Annotated in this window: 15 protein-coding genes and 2 pseudogenes; 14 read left to right on the top strand and 3 right to left on the bottom strand. The window is 66.1% G+C overall.

Annotated features, from left to right (window positions below):
* Window positions 1-67 precede the first annotated feature (67 nt).
* Both ACFTZB_RS28580 and ACFTZB_RS28575 read right to left on the bottom strand, forming a co-directional pair.
* Entirely contained in the window at window positions 68-1117 is a 1050-nt protein-coding gene (locus tag ACFTZB_RS28580; RefSeq protein ID WP_378436416.1) for a site-specific integrase, read from the bottom strand.
* A 453-nt stretch (window positions 1118-1570) separates the two neighbouring features.
* The gene (locus ACFTZB_RS28575) at window positions 1571-2662 is read right to left on the bottom strand and encodes a hypothetical protein (protein WP_378436414.1); all 1092 of its coding nucleotides are present in this window, start codon (window positions 2660-2662) and stop codon (window positions 1571-1573) included.
* 114 nt (window positions 2663-2776) lie between these two features.
* On the opposite strand from ACFTZB_RS28575, the pseudogene ACFTZB_RS28570 reads away from it, so the two are divergent.
* The 14 genes and pseudogenes from ACFTZB_RS28570 to ACFTZB_RS28505 all read left to right on the top strand — a co-directional run.
* A pseudogene (locus tag ACFTZB_RS28570) lies at window positions 2777-2950 on the top strand (universal stress protein); the annotation flags it as partial.
* 445 nt (window positions 2951-3395) lie between these two features.
* Window positions 3396-3527 (top strand): annotated as a pseudogene (locus ACFTZB_RS28565) (Hsp70 family protein); the annotation flags it as partial.
* 848 nt (window positions 3528-4375) lie between these two features.
* Entirely contained in the window at window positions 4376-4879 is a 504-nt protein-coding gene (locus ACFTZB_RS28560; protein WP_378436412.1) for a general stress protein, read from the top strand.
* A 3-nt stretch (window positions 4880-4882) separates the two neighbouring features.
* Window positions 4883-6766 carry a molecular chaperone DnaK gene (gene dnaK, locus ACFTZB_RS28555; RefSeq protein WP_276143194.1) on the top strand — a complete coding sequence of 628 codons (1884 nt, stop codon included), beginning with the start codon at window positions 4883-4885 and terminating at the stop codon, window positions 6764-6766.
* Window positions 6767-6774: 8 nt separating this feature from the next.
* Window positions 6775-7299, top strand: a complete 525-nt coding sequence (locus tag ACFTZB_RS28550; RefSeq protein WP_378436410.1) for a nucleotide exchange factor GrpE — start codon at window positions 6775-6777, stop codon at window positions 7297-7299.
* 6 nt (window positions 7300-7305) lie between these two features.
* A complete protein-coding gene (locus tag ACFTZB_RS28545) occupies window positions 7306-8238 on the top strand; it encodes a DnaJ C-terminal domain-containing protein (protein WP_378436407.1) in 933 nt (310 codons plus the stop codon).
* Window positions 8235-8564 carry a chaperone modulator CbpM gene (locus tag ACFTZB_RS28540; RefSeq protein ID WP_221743002.1) on the top strand — a complete coding sequence of 110 codons (330 nt, stop codon included), beginning with the start codon at window positions 8235-8237 and terminating at the stop codon, window positions 8562-8564. Before ACFTZB_RS28545 ends, ACFTZB_RS28540 begins: the two co-directional genes overlap by 4 nt.
* The gene (gene clpB, locus ACFTZB_RS28535; RefSeq protein WP_378436405.1) at window positions 8546-11179 is read left to right on the top strand and encodes an ATP-dependent chaperone ClpB; all 2634 of its coding nucleotides are present in this window, start codon (window positions 8546-8548) and stop codon (window positions 11177-11179) included. The genes ACFTZB_RS28540 and clpB overlap by 19 nt, the downstream gene beginning before the upstream one ends.
* A gap of 14 nt (window positions 11180-11193) precedes the next feature.
* The gene (trxA, locus tag ACFTZB_RS28530) at window positions 11194-11646 is read left to right on the top strand and encodes a thioredoxin (RefSeq protein ID WP_378436403.1); all 453 of its coding nucleotides are present in this window, start codon (window positions 11194-11196) and stop codon (window positions 11644-11646) included.
* On the top strand, window positions 11643-11903 hold the full coding sequence (locus tag ACFTZB_RS28525) for a UBP-type zinc finger domain-containing protein (RefSeq protein ID WP_378436401.1): 261 nt from the start codon (window positions 11643-11645) through the stop codon (window positions 11901-11903). Before trxA ends, ACFTZB_RS28525 begins: the two co-directional genes overlap by 4 nt.
* Window positions 11881-13602: an FAD-dependent oxidoreductase gene (locus tag ACFTZB_RS28520; protein ID WP_378436399.1), complete on the top strand. Its 1722-nt coding sequence runs from the start codon at window positions 11881-11883 to the stop codon at window positions 13600-13602. The genes ACFTZB_RS28525 and ACFTZB_RS28520 overlap by 23 nt, the downstream gene beginning before the upstream one ends.
* Before the next feature lie 13 nt (window positions 13603-13615).
* The gene (locus ACFTZB_RS28515) at window positions 13616-14056 is read left to right on the top strand and encodes a DUF1931 family protein (RefSeq protein WP_378436420.1); all 441 of its coding nucleotides are present in this window, start codon (window positions 13616-13618) and stop codon (window positions 14054-14056) included.
* Window positions 14057-14140: 84 nt separating this feature from the next.
* Complete coding sequence (locus ACFTZB_RS28510) at window positions 14141-14728, top strand: hypothetical protein (RefSeq protein WP_378436397.1); 588 nt, start codon at window positions 14141-14143, stop codon at window positions 14726-14728.
* Window positions 14729-14808: 80 nt separating this feature from the next.
* Window positions 14809-16551 (top strand): sigma-54-dependent Fis family transcriptional regulator, encoded by a 1743-nt coding sequence (locus ACFTZB_RS28505; protein WP_378436395.1) that lies wholly within the window; start codon window positions 14809-14811, stop codon window positions 16549-16551.
* 38 nt (window positions 16552-16589) lie between these two features.
* Here the strand turns inward: ACFTZB_RS28505 and nudC are convergent, their stop codons facing one another.
* Window positions 16590-17519, bottom strand: coding sequence for an NAD(+) diphosphatase (nudC, locus tag ACFTZB_RS28500; RefSeq protein ID WP_378436418.1), 930 nt, complete (start codon window positions 17517-17519; stop codon window positions 16590-16592).
* Between the last annotated feature and the right edge of the window lie 58 nt (window positions 17520-17577).

Raw genomic sequence — 17577 nt, 5'->3', positions numbered from 1 at the left:
GCCACACCGGCGGGTGCTGTGCCGATGCTGGGGTTTCATTCCGGCTGCAGCCCGATTACCGTCGTCGTCACAGGTTAAGACAGCAGCCGCCGAACTTCATCCACTGCGGCCACTGTGCGTGCACCGACCCCCGCCCCCACCGGCAGGGTGTCCGCTCCCCGACCGCCCCCACCCGGGAGCGACCATGACCAAACCCCGTCAACAGTTCGTTGATCGCGCCGGGCCGCATCGGCGACCCCAGCGGCGGGTGGAAGAGATTGACCAGGACGAAGTCGCACTCTCGGGCCGGGCGGCACCGGTCGCGTTCGAAGACGTAGGTGTCGTACGCGAGCACCAGCAGATCGTCGACCGGAACCGCCCGGGGGCGGCGGGACTTCGCCCATGCGCCGTTGATATTCACCCGGCGGCGCACGTGCAGATGTGAACCGGACATCGTGCAACCCAGGCCCGACGAGTCGGCCACGAAGTCGATGTCCTCGCGCCGAAGCCCGCACAATTCACCACGCCGCAACCCGGCCCGCGCCATCGCGACCACGATGAACCGGTCACGAGCCGACCGGCAGGCCCCGAGCAACGCGAGAGCCTCCTCGTCGGTGGCGCGGTCCACCCCAGTCTCCGGTTCCGACAAGCGATGACGTGGACGGGCCACGTAGTGCAGTGCGCCGTCCTCGCCGCGGGCCTCCACCGGCAAGTGACGGTTGTCGCTGACCTCGAAGAGCATCGCCAGCACTTCCGGCGGCGCGGTGCCGACGGCGACACTGTGCCGAAGAAATCCGCGAACCGCCGCCAAGATCCGATTGATCCGGCCCGGGCCGCGCACCTCGGGCAGCCCCGGACCGATCAACGGAGCCTCCGGATCGATCGGGATGTGCCTGAGCCAGGTGGCGAACGCACCAAGCCGTTCGGCCGCGGTCCGCCAATCTCGCTGTGTGTGCTCGCACCAGCGCAGATACAGTGTCAGCGACTCCGCGTAGGCCTTGGTGGTGCTCTCTGCAGCGTCTTGCCCGAATCGAAGATGCCGCAAGTACTCGTCGACATCGCCGACAATCCGGTACTCGTCATCGACCACGGTCCAATACCGCTCGGCCGACGGCAACGTGATACGAAAGGCTCGCATCGGCATCCCTCCACGCCGGAGGCTACTCCGCCGCGTCCCTCATTCCCGGCAACGCAGCCGCGTGTCGGCAACGTGCACATCATCCCGAGCGATCGTGTGGTGCACCAGCACCAAACCAAGCCGGACGCAACAATCCACCACACGCGAGGAGACCCGAGAGAACCAGGCGTCGGCCTCAAGGACGATTCGCTGGCACAGGACATCGGTTTCCACATCCCATGTCGGTCGAGACGACACGCATTCCCAGATATCGGGAGTGATCGCGCCTCCTCGATCACCTGGACCTCACACACTTCACGCGCTCACGTACAAATTCGGAGTGGGTGTGTGAACCCGCTGTCATCCGGTCCGTCAGCCAAAAGGCGATCGATTCCGGTGATGGATCGGTCGACGGTATATCGCAAACTTCGTCAGCGTTCGCGAATTGGGTCGCAGGTTCGTAGGCCGCGATCATCACGCCTCGTTCGACGGACTCCGCGTCTCCTCGATGCGTTGCCGCTGCCGGACCCCGTACGCCGCCTCCTTGACGGCGGCGTCGTCCTCGAGACCCGACCCGAGGGCTCCACCGATGGTGGCGATGGACGCCAGCAACCAGGTGAGCGTGAGGTAGTCAAAGAAGTTCACCGCGTGCCCGAGAATGGGGGACAGCAGTTCCGGGGGAAGAGCGAGGCACGCGGTGAACAGCAGCAGGCCGAACAGGGCCACGTACAGCACGACGACGCCGATGACCAGGGTGACCACGGTCGCGGTGTTGTAGAGCACAGATCGATCGCGTTCCGCCGGCAACTTCGGCCGCTCCCAGAGTTCGTGATCGAGGATCAGCCAGAGGATCATCGCCACGATCGACAGGACGGTCGCCGCACTCATACGCCACGGACCCATCGTGTCGGCGAACAACCAGATCGTGTCGGTGGCCAGCGCGATCGCACCCGTGGCGAAGGCGCCGACGAGCACCTTCGACAGTCCGGTGACCAGCCGCCACGGCCGGTTGGCCCGCACCATCCCCGACAACAGTCGCAGCCGCCGCAGCCCCGAGGGCGCGAAGTACCGGATACCGTCCTCGGTCTGCGCGGACCGGAACAGTCGCGCCGCGCTGCCGGGGGGCATGAGGTCCGGTTCCCCGAGGACGCCGGCGATCGCGAGTTCGGTGACGGTGCCGACCCGGCGCTCGATGAGCAGACCGCCCACCCCGGCGACGGAGATGAGCGCGAATTTGTGGTCGGCGCTGACGTCGGCCACCACCGGCAGGGTGTCCTCGCGGCGCGGCAGATCGGTGAGGTACACGACGATGTCTTCCGCTTCGGAGGACGGATCGATCGCGTCGATGACGTCTGCGAAATCCGCTTGCTCGTCGGGGAGGTACGGCTTGCTGCGTACGCACGTCGTCCACCGGCGCTCGGGGCGGTCAGGGCTTCGCAGGCGTTGCGGCAGGGACTCCGCGATGCGTTCGGCGAGAGCCGCCGGCGTGCCCGGATCCGCGATGAACAGCACCGAGACCTGCTCACCGGCCGCACCGGATGGCCCTCCCCGCAGGTGCTCATTCACCGCCTTCGCGTACCCGCCCGGTCTGCCCCCAAACTCCAGGCAGTGGGTGCGGGTCCGCCCAGAAGGTAGGGAACAACATGGCTGCCGACCGTCCGATCGTCGTCGGAACAGACGGTCCGCCCGGTCGTCATGGACGAACCCGCACGCGGCCTGCGTGAGGAAGCCGAGAATGCGCAGTTGCTCGTCGTCGGCAGCCGCGGGCGGGGCGGGTTCGCGAGCATGCTGTTGGGATCGGCCACCAGGGCACTATTGAACTCGGTCAACCGCCCACTCCTCATCGTCCGGTAGCCACCCCGCCCGCGGCCCATTGCCGGGACGAGTTTCGAGGTGAGTGGTGGTGGTGTTCGACAAGTTCGCCGACCAGGCACGCAGAGCAGTTGTCCTGACCTCCGACGCAGCCCACGATCATCTCGGCACCGAATACCTCCTGCTCGCTCGTATCGACAACAGGTCGTCGGCCGGCTCACAGATCCTCGACGAAGCGGGGCCCGCGAGCTTGGACAGGCTGCGGGAACACGTTCTTCGTCAGGTCGCAGAAGACCGCCGCGAACCCGCTGGGCCGGGTCCGACCCACATCACCACCGTGCGGTTGACCGGCGCGAGCACACCCTGTGCACAGACGCGGCCGTCGGGGCGGGCCAACGCCTCGACAGATGGATGCGCGACCGCGTCGTCGACGCCCCACGCACCCCACGCCTCACGTATTGGCAGCGCAGCGAGCCGGGGCGATCGCAACGCCGAGGGAGCGCGTACGACGCCGTCGGTGGTGGCGTTCACCGAGAGCGGTGAGCGCCGGGTCGGTCAGCTCGCCCGACGGCAGGCGATCTTGAATCTGAAGGGCACGATCTACTCGGCGAAACGGTTCAGCCGAGGCACCGATCCCGCGACGAGGAGGACCACGATCGCGACCAGCGGCACCCGGCTCGAGGAACGTACGGTCGACGGCACGTGCATCAGCGACCGGTCCCGTACGACATCGGTCTCCTGCATGCACCTACCGCGAGTGGGCCCACCCGATCAACGTACCCCGGCGCCGCCCGCGGCCGGCGACTGCCGAACCGCTTCAATACCCTAGACAACCGACATCGACGACCGCAGCGCCATGCCGCCGCTACTGCGAGACGGTCCATACCGTATCATGTTGCGCTACCGAATATTTCAAATCGCACTACGCTTGGTTTAGACCGATTCCGTTGCCGTCCAGTGGGTTACGGTGGAGCTGGATCCAATGGTTGGATAAACCGACAGTTGGAACATGATTTTCGCCGCTGGTTCGCTTCTGCGCCGGGAACTTATTCGTTCCATCACCGAGCACCTGATCCTGTACGTCAGGATGAAGGAGCCACTGATCCCACTCCGCGACTGTACTGTCATGGCAGAAACGGCCTCCCCCTTTCGGCTTACCGGGACCTTGTCATTCACCTCATCGGCTGGGAGAATGCTTAGCAGCGGGAGTTCTACTCATGGAAGCACCGGAGTAGCGGCTGCTGCCCGGAGTGCGCGTACCGGCCGCCTCGAGCGGGCGGCGGATAGTTGTGTCCCGGGTGGGATGTGGACGCCACCGTCTCCCGTTCTGTCGACGCTCACAGGCGGATGAAGAACTTTCAGGCGGTTGAGCCTCCGTGAGCTCAACCCGGTCAACCGACCGGCCGGACGCCGCACTGGTACGCGCGGGCTCGGCGAATCCCAAGTCATCGACGCCTAGGGGGCGTGATGTCAGAGTCCAGTGGCGGAACCTCCGCGGTACGTCCGAACCAACCGGCCCGCCAGGTAATAGCAAGGTTCGACACCTACGCCGACGCCGAAAGCGCCGTCGACTACCTCTCCGACCAGCGTTTCGCGGTGGAGAAGGTGGCCATCGTCGGCCGTGATCTCGAGCTGGTCGAGCAGGTCGTCGGCCGGCTGAACTACGGCTGGGCCGCGTTGCGCGGCGCCGCCGCGGGCGCGTTGACGGGCGCACTGTTCGGCTGGATCTTCGGGTTACTCAACTGGGTCCAGCCGCTGCTCACGGGCCTCACGCTCGCCTTCTACGGGCTGATCTTCGGCGCCCTCATAGGTGCTCTGCTCGGCCTGCTCATGTATGCGCTGCAGGGCGGGCGGCGCGACTTCACTTCAATCCAGTCCTTACAACCACGTCACTACGAAGTCCTCGCCGACGTCGAGGTCGCGGACGAAGCCGTCCGCCTTCTCACCGGCCGGACCGATCGAAAGGAATGAGTCATGGCAACCGCGGTAGGCATCGACCTGGGCACCACCAACTCGGTCATCGCAAGCTGGCAAGGCGGCGAGCCGGTGGTGATCTCCAATGTCGAGGGAGCGCGGACGACGCCGTCGGTGGTGGCGTTCACCGAGAGCGGCGAGCGCCTGGTGGGTCAACTCGCCCGACGGCAGGCGATCCTGAACCCGAAGGGCACGATCTACTCGGCGAAACGGTTCATCGGACGTCATTTCGACGAGATCTCCGAGGAGGCCAAAGCGGTCAGCTTCGACGTCGTAGCGGGTGACAACGGTGAGGCGCGATTCGACGTGCGGGGCAAGAAGTATGCGCCGGAGGAGATCAGTGCCCTCGTGCTGCGCAAGCTCGTCGACGACGCCAGCAAGTTCCTCGGGGAGAAGGTCAAGGAAGCGGTCATCACCGTTCCGGCCTATTTCAACGACGCGCAGCGCAACGCCACCAAGGACGCCGGCCGGATCGCGGGCCTCGAGGTTTTGCGGATCATCAACGAGCCGACCGCGGCGGCACTGGCGTACGGCATGGACAAGCAGACCCACGAGACCGTACTGGTCTTCGACCTGGGCGGCGGCACCTTCGATGTGAGCCTGCTCGACGTCGGCGAGGGCGTGGTCGAGGTTCGTTCCACGGCCGGCGACTCCCACCTCGGCGGCGACGACTTCGACCGACGTCTGGTGGACTACCTCGCCGACGAATTCCAGCGTGCGGAGAACATCGATCTGCGCAAGGATGCGCAGGCGTTGCAGCGCCTCTTCGAGGCCGCGGAGAAAGCCAAGGTCGAGTTGTCCTCGGTGACGCAGGCGCAGGTCAACTTGCCCTTCGTCACTGCTGACGCGAACGGTCCCAAGCACCTCACCACCACGATCATGCGATCGAAGTTCGAGGATCTGACGGCGGATCTGGTGGAACGCTGCCTCGGCCCGGTGAAGCAGGCGATGAGTGACGCCAAGGTCACCGCCAACGATATCGACGAGGTGATCCTGGTCGGTGGTTCGACACGGATTCCGGCGGTGCAGGCGCTGGTTCGCCGGCTCACCGGCGGCAAGGATCCCAACATGAGCGTCAACCCGGATGAGGTCGTCGCGCTCGGTGCCGCCGTCCAGGCGGGCGTGCTCAAGGGTGAGGTTTCCGATGTGCTGTTGCTCGATGTCACCCCGCTGTCCCTCGGCGTCGAGACGCAGGGCGGGGTGATGACCAAGATCATCGAGCGCAACACGACGATCCCGGCCCGGCGCAGTGAAGTGTTCTCCACCGCGGAGGACAATCAGTCCGCCGTGGACGTCGTGGTCCTGCAGGGCGAACGCGAACGGGCCGCCGACAACCGGGTGCTCGGTCGGTTCCGGCTCGAAGACATCCGCCCCGCGCCACGTGGTGAGGCCCAGGTCGAAGTCACGTTCGATATCGACGCCAACGGCATCCTCAACGTCACCGCTCGGGATAAGGACACCGGCAAGGAGCAGAGCATCACGATCAGTGAGCAGGGCAATCTGGATCAGGGTGAGGTCGAGCGGATGCTCGCGGAGGCCGAACGGAACCGGGGTGAGGACGAGGCGCTGCGCAAGGCGGTCGACGCGCGTAACGAGCTCGATTCGGTTGCCTATCAGGTGGAACGGCGACTGGCCGAACTCGGTGAGAGTGCGCCACCGCACGACAAGGCGCGCGCCGAGATGCTGATCGCCGACGCCAGGAAAGCTGTGAAGGACGGTGCTTCACCCGCGGAGGTACAGCCACTGACCTCGGAGCTGCAGCAGCTGCTCTACGGGCTCGCCCCGGTCCAGGCCGGCGGCGGCGACGGACACCAGGCAGGCGGCGGAGACGCTGCGTCGTCGGATGACGACGACGTGATCGACGCCGAATTCGATCGAAGCTGAGGCACACGATGGAAAGGTCTGCAGATCATTCGACGACCGAGCCGGCTACCGACGGTACCGACAGGGATCAGACCGAGACGGCGCCTGATCGCACCGACACGGGGGCCGAGCTCGCTCAACTCGAGGACCGCTGGCGCAGGGCCCTCGCAGATCTGGACAACCTGCGCAAGCGGTATGCCAAGGATCTGGACCGTGAACGCGCCGCGGAGGTGGCGAAGGTTTCGGCGGCGTGGCTGCCGGTGCTGGACAATTTGGAGCTTGCGCTGACCCATGCGGGCAGCGATCCTCAGGCCGTCCTCGAGGGCGTGAAGGCGATCCGGGATCAAGCGGTGCAGGTGCTGTCACGGCTCGGCTTCGAGCGCCACGACGAGGTCGGTGTGCCGTTCTCCCCGGAGCTCCACGAAGTGGTCAGCGTGGTGACCCAACCCGACCTTCCCTCCGGGACCGTGATCGAGGTCTTGCGCCCGGGCTACGGAGAGGACGGGCGGCAATTGCGTCCCGCCGCGGTGGTCGTCAGCCGACCCGAGGGGTGAGCACCGATGGCGCGTGACTACTACGAAGCGCTCGGGGTCCCCCGCGGCGCCAGCACCGACGAAATCCAGCAGGCGTACCGCAAGCTGGCCCGCAAGTATCACCCCGACGTGAACAAGGACCCCACCGCGGAGGACAAGTTCAAGGAGGCCAACGAGGCCTACCAGGTGTTGTCCGACCCGGACACCCGCAAACGCTACGACCGATTCGGTGACGACTTCCGGCGGGTGCCCGAGGACTACGACGAACGGGTCCGGGCCGGCGCAGGCGGGTACGGCGGCGGGGGGTACGGCGGCGGGGGCGGGGCCGGCGGCAGAAGGGTGCACTTCGGTCACGGTGTCGGTGGCGAGGGCGGCGTCGACTTCGAGGACCTCTTCGGGCAGATGTTCGGCGGCGGTGGCGGGTACGGGCCGATACCCGGTGCCGATCAGGAAGCGGAACTGGAACTGACCCTGGAAGAGGCGTATCGGGGCGGCAAACGCACTCTCAGACTGGACGGACGGCAGTACGACGTCGACATACCGGCCGGTGTCCTGGACGGCCAGCGCATCCGGCTGGCCGGGCAAGGCGGGCGGGGCAACGGAGACGCGCCGCCCGGGGATCTGTACCTCGTGGTGCGGATCAAACCGCATTCCCGGTTCCGGGTGCAGGGCCGGGACATCTACGTCGACCTGCCCGTATCGCCCTGGGAGGCGGTCCTCGGGTCCACCGTCGTCGTTCCCACCCCGGGTGGCGAGGCGAAAGTCAAAGTGGTACCGGGCTCGTCGACGGGAAGGAAGCTGCGCCTGCGCGGAGAAGGCATGCCCAATCCGCGTGGCGCCAACGGCAACCTCTACGCCGAAATCAAGGTGATGGTGCCGGCGAAACCGACAGCACGCGAACGCGAGCTGTTCGAGCAGTTGGCCGCCGAATCGAACTTCGATCCGAGGAAACAGACATGAGCACCCCCACCCCGGTCACCGGGTACGTATTGGTTCGCCGTACCGGATTGTCGCCAGATGCCTTCGCCGAACGTACCGGGCTGCACCCCGACCTGGCACGAAAACTTGTCGCTCTCGGCCTGCTCGACGCCCACCGCGACGCCGGCGGCGAAATGTCGTTCGAACCATCCGAAGTGGCCCACGCCGCCCGCATCCAACGGCTGCGGACCGGTCTGGGCCTGAACTACTCGGCAATCGGGCTCGTGCTCGATCTGCTGGATCGAATCGAGAAACTCGAAGCAGCTTCCCGCAGAAGGAGGACACCCCCATGGACACCGGCAGCCTGACTGAAAAGTCACGAGAAGCCCTGCAGGAAGCCCAGAACGTAGCGACCAGAATGGGTCACACCGAGGTCGACGGAGAGCACCTGCTGCTCGCGTTGGTCGATCAGCAGGACGGGCTGGTACCCCGACTGCTCGAGCAGGCCGGCGCGAACGTCGATGCCCTGCGATCCGATCTGGAACGTGAACTCTCGCGCAGGCCGAAGGTCAGCGGCCCCGGCGCGACGCCCGGTCAGGTGATGATCACCCAACGCCTGGCCAAGCTGCTCGACGCCGCGGAACGGGAGGCGAAGCGACTCAAGGATTCCTACGTGTCGGTGGAGCATCTCGTGATGGCCCTCTCCGAGGAGGGATCGGCCAGTGCGGCCGGACGGGTCCTCGCCAGTCATGGGGTCACACGAGAGGCCTTCCTCACCGCCTTGACCACAGTGCGCGGCAATCAGCGCGTCACCTCGGCCACCCCGGAGGGTGCGTACGAGGCGCTCGAGAAGTACGGACGCGACCTCGTCTCCGAGGGGCGAGCAGGCAAACTCGATCCGGTCATCGGCCGCGATGCCGAGATCCGCAGGGTAACGCAGATCCTGAGCCGGAAGACGAAGAACAATCCGGTGCTGATCGGCGACCCCGGCGTCGGCAAGACCGCGATCGTCGAGGGCCTCGCCCAGCGGATCGTCCGCGGCGACGTGCCCGAGGGCCTGCGCGACAAGACGATCTTCTCGCTCGACATGGGTTCTTTGGTGGCCGGTGCGAAGTACCGCGGCGAGTTCGAGGAGCGACTGCAGGCGGTGCTATCCGAGGTGAAGGCGGCCGAGGGGCGCATCCTGTTGTTCGTCGACGAGTTACATACAGTGGTCGGTGCGGGATCGGTCGGGGGCGAGGGGTCTCTCGACGCCGGCAACATGCTCAAGCCGATGCTCGCCCGCGGCGAACTGCACATGATCGGTGCCACCACCCTCGACGAGTATCGCAAGCACATCGAATCCGATGCGGCACTGGAGCGACGCTTCCAGACCGTTCTCGTCGACGAGCCCAGCGCCGAGGATGCGATCTCGATTCTGCGCGGACTGCGCGAACGCCTCGAGGTTTTTCACGGCGTGAAGATTCAGGACGGCGCCCTGGTGGCCGCCGTGACCCTCTCGCACCGGTACATCACCGACCGCTTCCTGCCGGACAAGGCGATCGATCTGGTAGACGAGGCGTGCGCCCGGCTACGCACCGAAATCGATTCGATGCCCGCCGAACTCGACGAGCTCACCCGGAAGGTGACCCGCCTGGAGATCGAGGAGGCCGCGCTGTCCAAGGAAACGGACGCGGCCAGCAAGGCGCGCCTCGAAGAGCTGCGGAAGGAGCTGGCCGACCTGCGGGCCGAGGCCGACGCCCGGCACGCGCAGTGGGAGGCGGAGCGGCAGGCGATCCGGCGGGTGCAGGAACTGCGTGGAGAGCTGGAACGATTGCGCCACGAGGCCGAGGAGGCGGAGCGCAACTACGACCTCAATCGGGCCGCCGAATTGCGCTACGGCGAGATCACCGCGCTGGAACGCAGGCTCGAGGCGGCGGAGGATCAACTGGCCACCCGGCAGGGCCGGAATCCGTTGCTGCGTGAGGTGGTCACCGAAGACGAGATCGCCGAGATCGTGGCCGCATGGACGGGTATCCCGGTCGCCCGGCTGCAGGAAGGCGAGCGGGAGAAGCTGTTGAAGCTCGACGAGATTCTGCACGAGAGGGTCGTCGGTCAGGACGAGGCGGTGCAACTGGTCGCAGACGCGGTGATCCGGGCGAGGTCCGGTATCCGTGATCCGCGCCGGCCGATCGGTTCGTTCATCTTCCTGGGCCCGACGGGCGTGGGAAAGACCGAGCTCGCAAAGACGCTGGCCAGTGCCCTCTTCGACAGCGAAGACAACATGGTGCGCCTGGACATGAGCGAGTACCAGGAGCGACACACGGTGAGCAGACTCATCGGTGCGCCCCCCGGCTACGTCGGCTACGACGAGGGGGGCCAGCTCACCGAGGCGGTGCGCCGCAAGCCGTACTCCGTGGTGCTCTTCGACGAGATCGAGAAGGCCCACGCCGACGTCTTCAACACCCTGCTGCAGGTGCTCGATGACGGCCGGATCACCGATTCCCAAGGCAGGCAGGTCGATTTCCGGAACACCGTGATCATCATGACCTCCAACATCGGATCCCAGCATCTCCTCGACGGAGTCACAGCCGACGGCGAGATCAAGCCGGACGCCCGGGAACGGGTGCTGGCGGAACTGCGCGGGCACTTCCGTCCCGAGTTCCTCAACCGGGTCGACGACATCGTGTTGTTCACCCCGCTCACACTGCCCCAGATCGAGCACATCGTCGAACTGCAACTCACCGACCTTCGGAACAGGTTGTCGGAGCGGCAGATACACCTCGATATCACGCCGGAAGCACGCCGGCTCATCGCCGAACACGGTTTCGACCCGGTCTACGGTGCGCGGCCGCTGCGACGGTACATCGCCCACGAGGTCGAGACCAAGATCGGTCGTGCGCTGCTGCGCGGCGAGATCGAACCGGGCGGCACCATCGGTGTCACGGTGGACGGCGGCGAGCTCGCCGTCGCGTACGCCGAACCCGCCGTCGCGGCGGCCTGAGAAGAGGTGTCGTCATGGGATCCGACACGGTGAAGTGCCCGAACTGCGGCAAGGTCAACAAGGTGCCGGCGGCCGGGGACGGAAGACCGCGCTGCGGGAACTGCCACGAGCCGCTGCCCTGGATCGCCTCGGCAGGGGACGGCGACTTCGCGGAGGTCGCCGACAAGTCCTCGGTGCCTGTGCTCGTCGACCTCTGGGCGACGTGGTGCGGCCCGTGCCGCATGGTCAGCCCGGCGCTCGAGCAGCTCGCCAGGGAACGCGCAGGTCAGATCAAGCTGGTCAAGGTCGACGTGGATGCTGCGCCCAAGACGGCCGAACGGTTCACCGTCCGCGCCGTGCCGACTCTGCTGGTGATGGACCGGGGTGAGGTCCTGGCTCGGCAGGCGGGCGCCGCTCCGGTACCCCAGCTGCGCACGTGGCTCGATCAGGCGCTCTCGGAAAATGCAGGCAAGGGGGCGAAGCCATGACTTCTGTCCCTGTGGACCCGCATGTGACCGCGATCCGGCCCGTGGCGCCCCGGACTCCGCAGGGTTGCGAGGAATGTCTTCGCCTCGGCACCCCGTGGGTGCATCTGAGGCTGTGCCTGACGTGCGGACACGTCGGTTGCTGCGACTCCTCGCCGGGCAAGCACGCGCACGCCCACAGCATCGGCCATCCGATCGTCCAGTCGATGGAACCGGGTGAAGATTGGCGGTGGTGTTATGTCGACCAGAACTTCGTCTGAGGACGCCGCACCTGTCCCCGACAGTCCGCCGGTCGACGACGAGACTCCGGACGAGGAAGGTGCTTTCCCACGGCTGACGGACGACCAGGTCGCGACGCTCGAGGTCGGCGGCGCGCGTCGATCGGTTCACACCGGCGAGGTGCTGATCCGAGAGGGCGCGCCCAGCCACGACTTCTTCGTCATCCTCTCCGGCAAGGTCGCGGTCATCGACGCGGGTGAGGTGGACGGTGAACGCCGGATACTGCGCGTGCACGGCCGGGGCCGCTTCCTGGGCGAGCTCGGTCTGCTGGAAGGCCAGGTGGCGTTCTTCACCGCCGAGGTGATCGAGGACGGCGAGATGCTCGTCGTCCCGGCTGAGCGGGTGCGCGAGCTGGTGGCCCACGATCTTGTGCTCAGCGATCTGATCCTGCGCGCCTACCTGGTGCGCCGGCATCTGCTGATCGGGCTCGGTTCGGGGTTCCGGATCATCGGCTCCTGCTATTCCCCGGATACGTTGCGGCTTCGGGAGTTCGCCATGCGAAACCGATTGCCCCACCGGTGGATCGATCTGGAGCGGGACGAACGGGCGGAGCAGCTGCTGCGCAGCCTGGACGTCGCCCCCGAGGACACTCCCGTCGTGATCTGGCACGGCGAGAAGGTGCTGCGCAATCCGACGAATGCGGAACTAGCCCGCATCGTCGGGCTTCCGGTCCCGGTCCCGGACGCGGCCCAGGACGTGTGCGACCTCGTCGTGGTGGGTGCGGGACCGGCCGGTCTGGCCGCGTCCGTGTACGGCGCCTCGGACGGGTTGGCCACGGTGACACTGGAGTCGATCGCCGCCGGCGGCCAGGCCAGTACCTCCTCCCGGATCGAGAACTATCTGGGCTTCCCGGCGGGGGTCTCCGGTTCCGAATTGGCCGAGCGCGCGGTGATCCAGGCCGGGAAGTTCGGCGCCCGGATCCTGGTGTCGGCGGAGGTGACCGGTTTGGGATCCGAGGGCGGGAACCATGTGCTCCGGCTGACCGGCGGCGGCGCGGTTCGCGGCCGGGCCGTCGTGCTCGCCACCGGGGCGCGATATCGCAAGTTGACGGTTCCGGGGATCGAGGCACTGGAGGGGACGAGCGTGTACTACGCCGCAACCCATCAGGAAGCGCGGATGTGCGGCACCGACCCGGTGGCTATCGTCGGCGGCGGAAACTCCGCCGGACAGGCCACCGTCTTCCTCGCCGACCAGGTCTCCCACGTTCACCTGCTCATCCGCGGCGGTGACCTCGGAAAGAGCATGTCCCGATACCTGGTCGACCAGATCGAGCGCCATCCGCGCGTCACCGTGCACCGGAACACCGAGGTTCGTACGGTCCACGGTCAGAAGTACCTCGAAGAAATCGTGGTCGAGGACAATCGCACGGGCGACCAGGACACGATCCGGGTGCACGCCCTGTTCGTCTTCATCGGGGCGATGCCGCACACCGGGTGGTTGGCCGACGCGATCGCACTCGACGACCACGGCTTCGTCCTCACGGGCGTGGACGCGGTCCGCGCCCGAGCGGACGGCGACCGGCGGATCGGCGCCGGGTTGTCGAGGACGCTCGAAACCAGCCGGCCCGGCCTGTTCGCGGCGGGCGACGTCCGCCGCGGCTCGGTGAAACGGGTCGCATCCGCTGTCGGTGAAGGAGCGATGGCGGTTCGCCAAATCCATGAATACTTCGAGAGGAGCTGACGACATGCCAGTGATGGGCACCGTGAAATTTCAGCGGTTCTTCCGGGCAGCGGCCGGAGTGCAGGTCGACCGGAACGACCTCAAGCGCTATACGGATTTCATCGACGACAAGATCTACGACATGATTCTCATCGGCAAGGCCTCGGCCAAGGCCAACCTGCGGGACGTGATCGAACCGTGGGACCTGCCGATCACCAAGGGGCTGCAGGAGAGCATCCACCGGTTCGAAAAACTGGACGAGGACATCGAACTCCAACCTCTGCTCGATCAACTGACGGCCCGCCCGCCCTTGGACGTGGCACTCTCCGATCAGACCGAGCAGCGGCTACCGCTGATCGCCGGAGGCCTGAGCGTGGCGCTGGCGCACACCTTCGTCACGGTCGAGCCGGACCGTAAGAACCCCGGGACCGCCGAATGGAACGTCGCCTTCGACATCTTCCACCTACTGCTCTGACCCCGGACCGGCGGCCGGGCGAACCAGTAGATCGCCGGGCCGCGACAGGAACTCGTCGAGTAGTAGCCACGCGGTCCATCACCGGTGCAGACTGATGCTGTTGAAGGTGGCCAACCAGATTCGAGTGGGCAACAGGTTGTCCGCCACCACCCAATCCTTCCGTCGCCGCCGAGCGCGAGCGCGACGGATCTCGTCAAGAGCAGCGGGGAATGGGTTTCCTCGGTGGACCTCGCGAATGCGCTCACGCTTGATCCTGCCGCCTCGGAGGCTGCCGTCGTCGCCGTACCGGACGACACATGGCAGGAACGCCCCCTCGCGTGGCTCCGGCTGGACGCCGACGTGACCGGCGAGGAGCTTTGGACGTTCCTGGCGACAACCCTCCCGCGATTCTGGCTGCCCGATCGCGGCGTGAGAGTCGATGAGATCCCCAAGACTGCTCGACAAAGCCGACATCAGGCGAGACCATCGGGAAAACACGGGTCGGCCCACCTCGGCAGACCCGGTGAGCACAGTCTCCGATGGTGGCGAGCACGGGGTTGCAGTCATCCCCACCAGGTCCGGGACAACGAGCGGACTGTAGCGAAACGGGACACACCCAAAGATGTGAGCCAGGTTACAGTGCGAGGAGGATCGCTCAGAAGATCCCCTGACCAGTATGTAAGGTTGCTATGAGTATCGACGAGGCAAGCCGCGAGCCATGGAACGAACGTGAACGATTCTGGACATCAGCGCCATTACGAGAGAGCCAGGAGTTGAGCACTCTCCGACCCGAGATCGAGGCGTCGTGGCGACGGTGTGAAGTTATCGGCGTCTCGTCCGGCAATGGCGACCTTCCCTACACGCCGGACGTGGATCGCGACAGCCGGTTGAGGAGAGCCGCCGATCCCGTGATCGACAACCTCGTCCTACACCTGCAGGACGCCCCCGCGACCATCCTGCTTGCCGACTCCGCCGCTCAGATCGTCGATCGCAGGGCAGGCGACGCAGGGTTGCGAGCGCGTTTGGACCGCGCCTACGTCGCACCCGGTTTCCGCTATGCCGAGGAGGACACCGGCACCAACGGGATCGGCACCGCGTTGGAGGAGCGACGACCGTTCCAAGTCAGTGGTGGTGAGCACTTCCGTGAGGCGCTGCAGAGCCTGGCGTGCGTCGGTGTCCCTATCATCCATCCGATCACCCGCACCGTGGAGGGGATCCTCGACATCACCTCCAACCTGTCGGACTCCAACGCACTGATGGGCGCCCTGGCGCAATCAGCCGTGCGTGAGATTCAGTCGCGCCTCTACGCCGAGTCCTCCGATCGCGAACAACTGCTTCTCCAGTCCTTCCTGCAGGCCTCTCGACGCGGCTCCTCTGCAGTGGTGTCCTTGAATCAGGACGTCATCATGACCACTCCGATGGCAGCGCAGATCATCGACACGTCCGACCAGGCGCTTCTGTGGGATTGGGCATGCCGAATGCTGGCCGGCCGCGACGAATACATCGGGGAAGTCAGGCTCGCCGACAACGTCACGGTTTCCGCGATTGCACGAAGAGTCGGAGACTCCCGAACGCCGGCGGGCATCATCATCGAGATGCGGCCACGTCCCCGCGATACGAAGAAGTCGCCCGCCCGTCAATTGGCGTCGGCCTCTCCCGTCGATAGACGCACGGAGACTGTCAAGATCCCCGGCCGCAGTTTGTCGACGAAACGACTGCAGACCGAACTCGAGCGGCTCGCCGCGACCGACGCGCCTGTGCTCGTCACCGGAGAACCCGGCGCCGGCAAGTTCTTTGCCGCGAGTGCCCTCCACCGGATGCAGGATGCCGACGGCCATTTCACCGTGTTCGACGCTGGCACCGCCTCCATCGACCCCGACGCGTGGATTGCCGGACTGGTCAATTGGAACAAGGTCGACGGAGCTCTCATCATCCGGCATCTCGATCTGTTGCCGGAACAACTGGTCTCCAACGTCTGCGCGGTCCTCAGCGAGGCGGTCGACCACCGCGCCCACATCGTTGCCACCGCCGGCGAAGGGGTCCGTCAAGGCCCCGCCGGACGACTGTGTGATCACTTCATGCGCCGCATCGAGATCGATCCACTGCGACTTCGGTCCGAAGATATCGCCGACATCAGTGTCGCCCTACTACGTAAGCACGCCCCGGACCGCAACGGCCTGCGCCTACAACCCAATGTGTTGCAACTGCTGGTCGCGCGGGACTGGCCGGGAAATGTCAGAGAGCTCGAATCGGTTCTGGCGTCCTCGCTCCTGCGGTCGATGGGCTCCGACATCGGCGTGCAGCATCTGCCGGACGGATACCGCGACGGTGATCTACGCCGCCGAAATGCCTCGACCTCACTCGAATTGGCGGAGCGTGACGCGTTGCTCAGGGCACTTGTCGAGACCGACGGCAACAAACTGCTGGCTGCGCAACGCCTGGGGGTAGCTCGCTCCACTCTCTACCGCAAAATGCGCGCCCTGGGAATCGACGGAAACCGGTTCCTTCCGCAGTAGTACCAGTCGATGACGGGACCGTGCCGACCGTGACAACGTCAATCACCGGCTCGCGCCCAGGCCTCGAGCATGCGCCTCGCAATCGAGACTGCGCCGGGCAACAACACGTGCGCATCCGACCGGCTCGTCCAATCCCCGGCAGCCAGAGCCTCCCGCACCTCCGCGCGGGTGCACCAGACAGCTTCGCCGATCTCGCCATCCCTGAAGACGAGCTCGTCTCGAGGGTCGGCCGTGGCATGAAATCCGAGCATGAGGGAGCGCGGGAAGGGCCAGGGCTGACTTCCGACGTAGACCACATCGGAGACAGTGAGACCGACCTCCTCGGCAACTTCCCGTGCCACACAGCTTTCCAGAGACTCGCCCGCCTCGACGAAGCCCGCCAGCGTCGAGAAGTTCCGCGCCGGCCAGTTCGCCTGACGCGCCAGCAATACCCGGTCTGCGCCGTCGTGTACCAAACAAATGATCGCGGGATCGGTACGCGGATATTCCTCCCGACCGCACGCCGTGCACACGCGCATCCAACCACCCGAGGTGACCGTTGTCGGCGCCCCATCGCGCGCGCAGAAATGGGCGTCGTCCTGCCACGCCAGCAACGCCAACGCTGTGACATACCGGTCGGCGTCAGCAGCATCGAGGAGCGCCCCGTGTGAGCGCAGGTCACCGATCTCGACCTCGGTTCCCGCAGAGGAATTGTCAGCGAGGAACTCGTCCCGCACGGCCCACTCGTGAACCGCGCCACAGATGCCGAGCAGCACGGCGTGCGCGGGAGGCTCGGAATAGAGATCGGCGGCCGGTTCCAGCATCAGTTGTCTGTCGACAAACCGGACCTGACCGCGACCGTTCACGCGAAGTATCCGGGCATCCGGCCACGCCTCCACCCACGCGGCCGCGTCGTCACGCACCGAGACGGGACGACTCAGGGCACCACACGACAGGGCCTGCTGCCCGGTATGTTCGACACTCACCACTGGATCACAACTTTCGGAAACGAGCGACACTGTCGACCGGACCGTCGTTCGCCGAACG

The sequence above is a fragment of the Rhodococcus sp. NPDC057014 genome (assembly GCF_042673295.1).
GTDB lineage: Bacteria > Actinomycetota > Actinomycetes > Mycobacteriales > Mycobacteriaceae > Rhodococcus_F.
The sequence above is the reverse complement of the archived record's forward strand: the minus strand, read 5'-3'. Positions and strand labels throughout refer to the sequence as shown.

Coding starts and splice junctions, on each gene's coding strand:
- ACFTZB_RS28550 (WP_378436410.1), top strand. CDS start 6,775: ATGGAAAGGTCTGCAGATCATTCGACGACCGAGCCGGCTACCGACGGT.
- ACFTZB_RS28540 (WP_221743002.1), top strand. CDS start 8,235: ATGAGCACCCCCACCCCGGTCACCGGGTACGTATTGGTTCGCCGTACC.
- ACFTZB_RS28515 (WP_378436420.1), top strand. CDS start 13,616: ATGGGCACCGTGAAATTTCAGCGGTTCTTCCGGGCAGCGGCCGGAGTG.
- clpB (WP_378436405.1), top strand. CDS start 8,546: ATGGACACCGGCAGCCTGACTGAAAAGTCACGAGAAGCCCTGCAGGAA.
- ACFTZB_RS28520 (WP_378436399.1), top strand. CDS start 11,881: ATGTCGACCAGAACTTCGTCTGAGGACGCCGCACCTGTCCCCGACAGT.
- dnaK (WP_276143194.1), top strand. CDS start 4,883: ATGGCAACCGCGGTAGGCATCGACCTGGGCACCACCAACTCGGTCATC.
- trxA (WP_378436403.1), top strand. CDS start 11,194: ATGGGATCCGACACGGTGAAGTGCCCGAACTGCGGCAAGGTCAACAAG.
- ACFTZB_RS28545 (WP_378436407.1), top strand. CDS start 7,306: ATGGCGCGTGACTACTACGAAGCGCTCGGGGTCCCCCGCGGCGCCAGC.
- ACFTZB_RS28580 (WP_378436416.1), bottom strand. CDS start 1,117: ATGCGAGCCTTTCGTATCACGTTGCCGTCGGCCGAGCGGTATTGGACC.
- ACFTZB_RS28525 (WP_378436401.1), top strand. CDS start 11,643: ATGACTTCTGTCCCTGTGGACCCGCATGTGACCGCGATCCGGCCCGTG.
- ACFTZB_RS28560 (WP_378436412.1), top strand. CDS start 4,376: ATGTCAGAGTCCAGTGGCGGAACCTCCGCGGTACGTCCGAACCAACCG.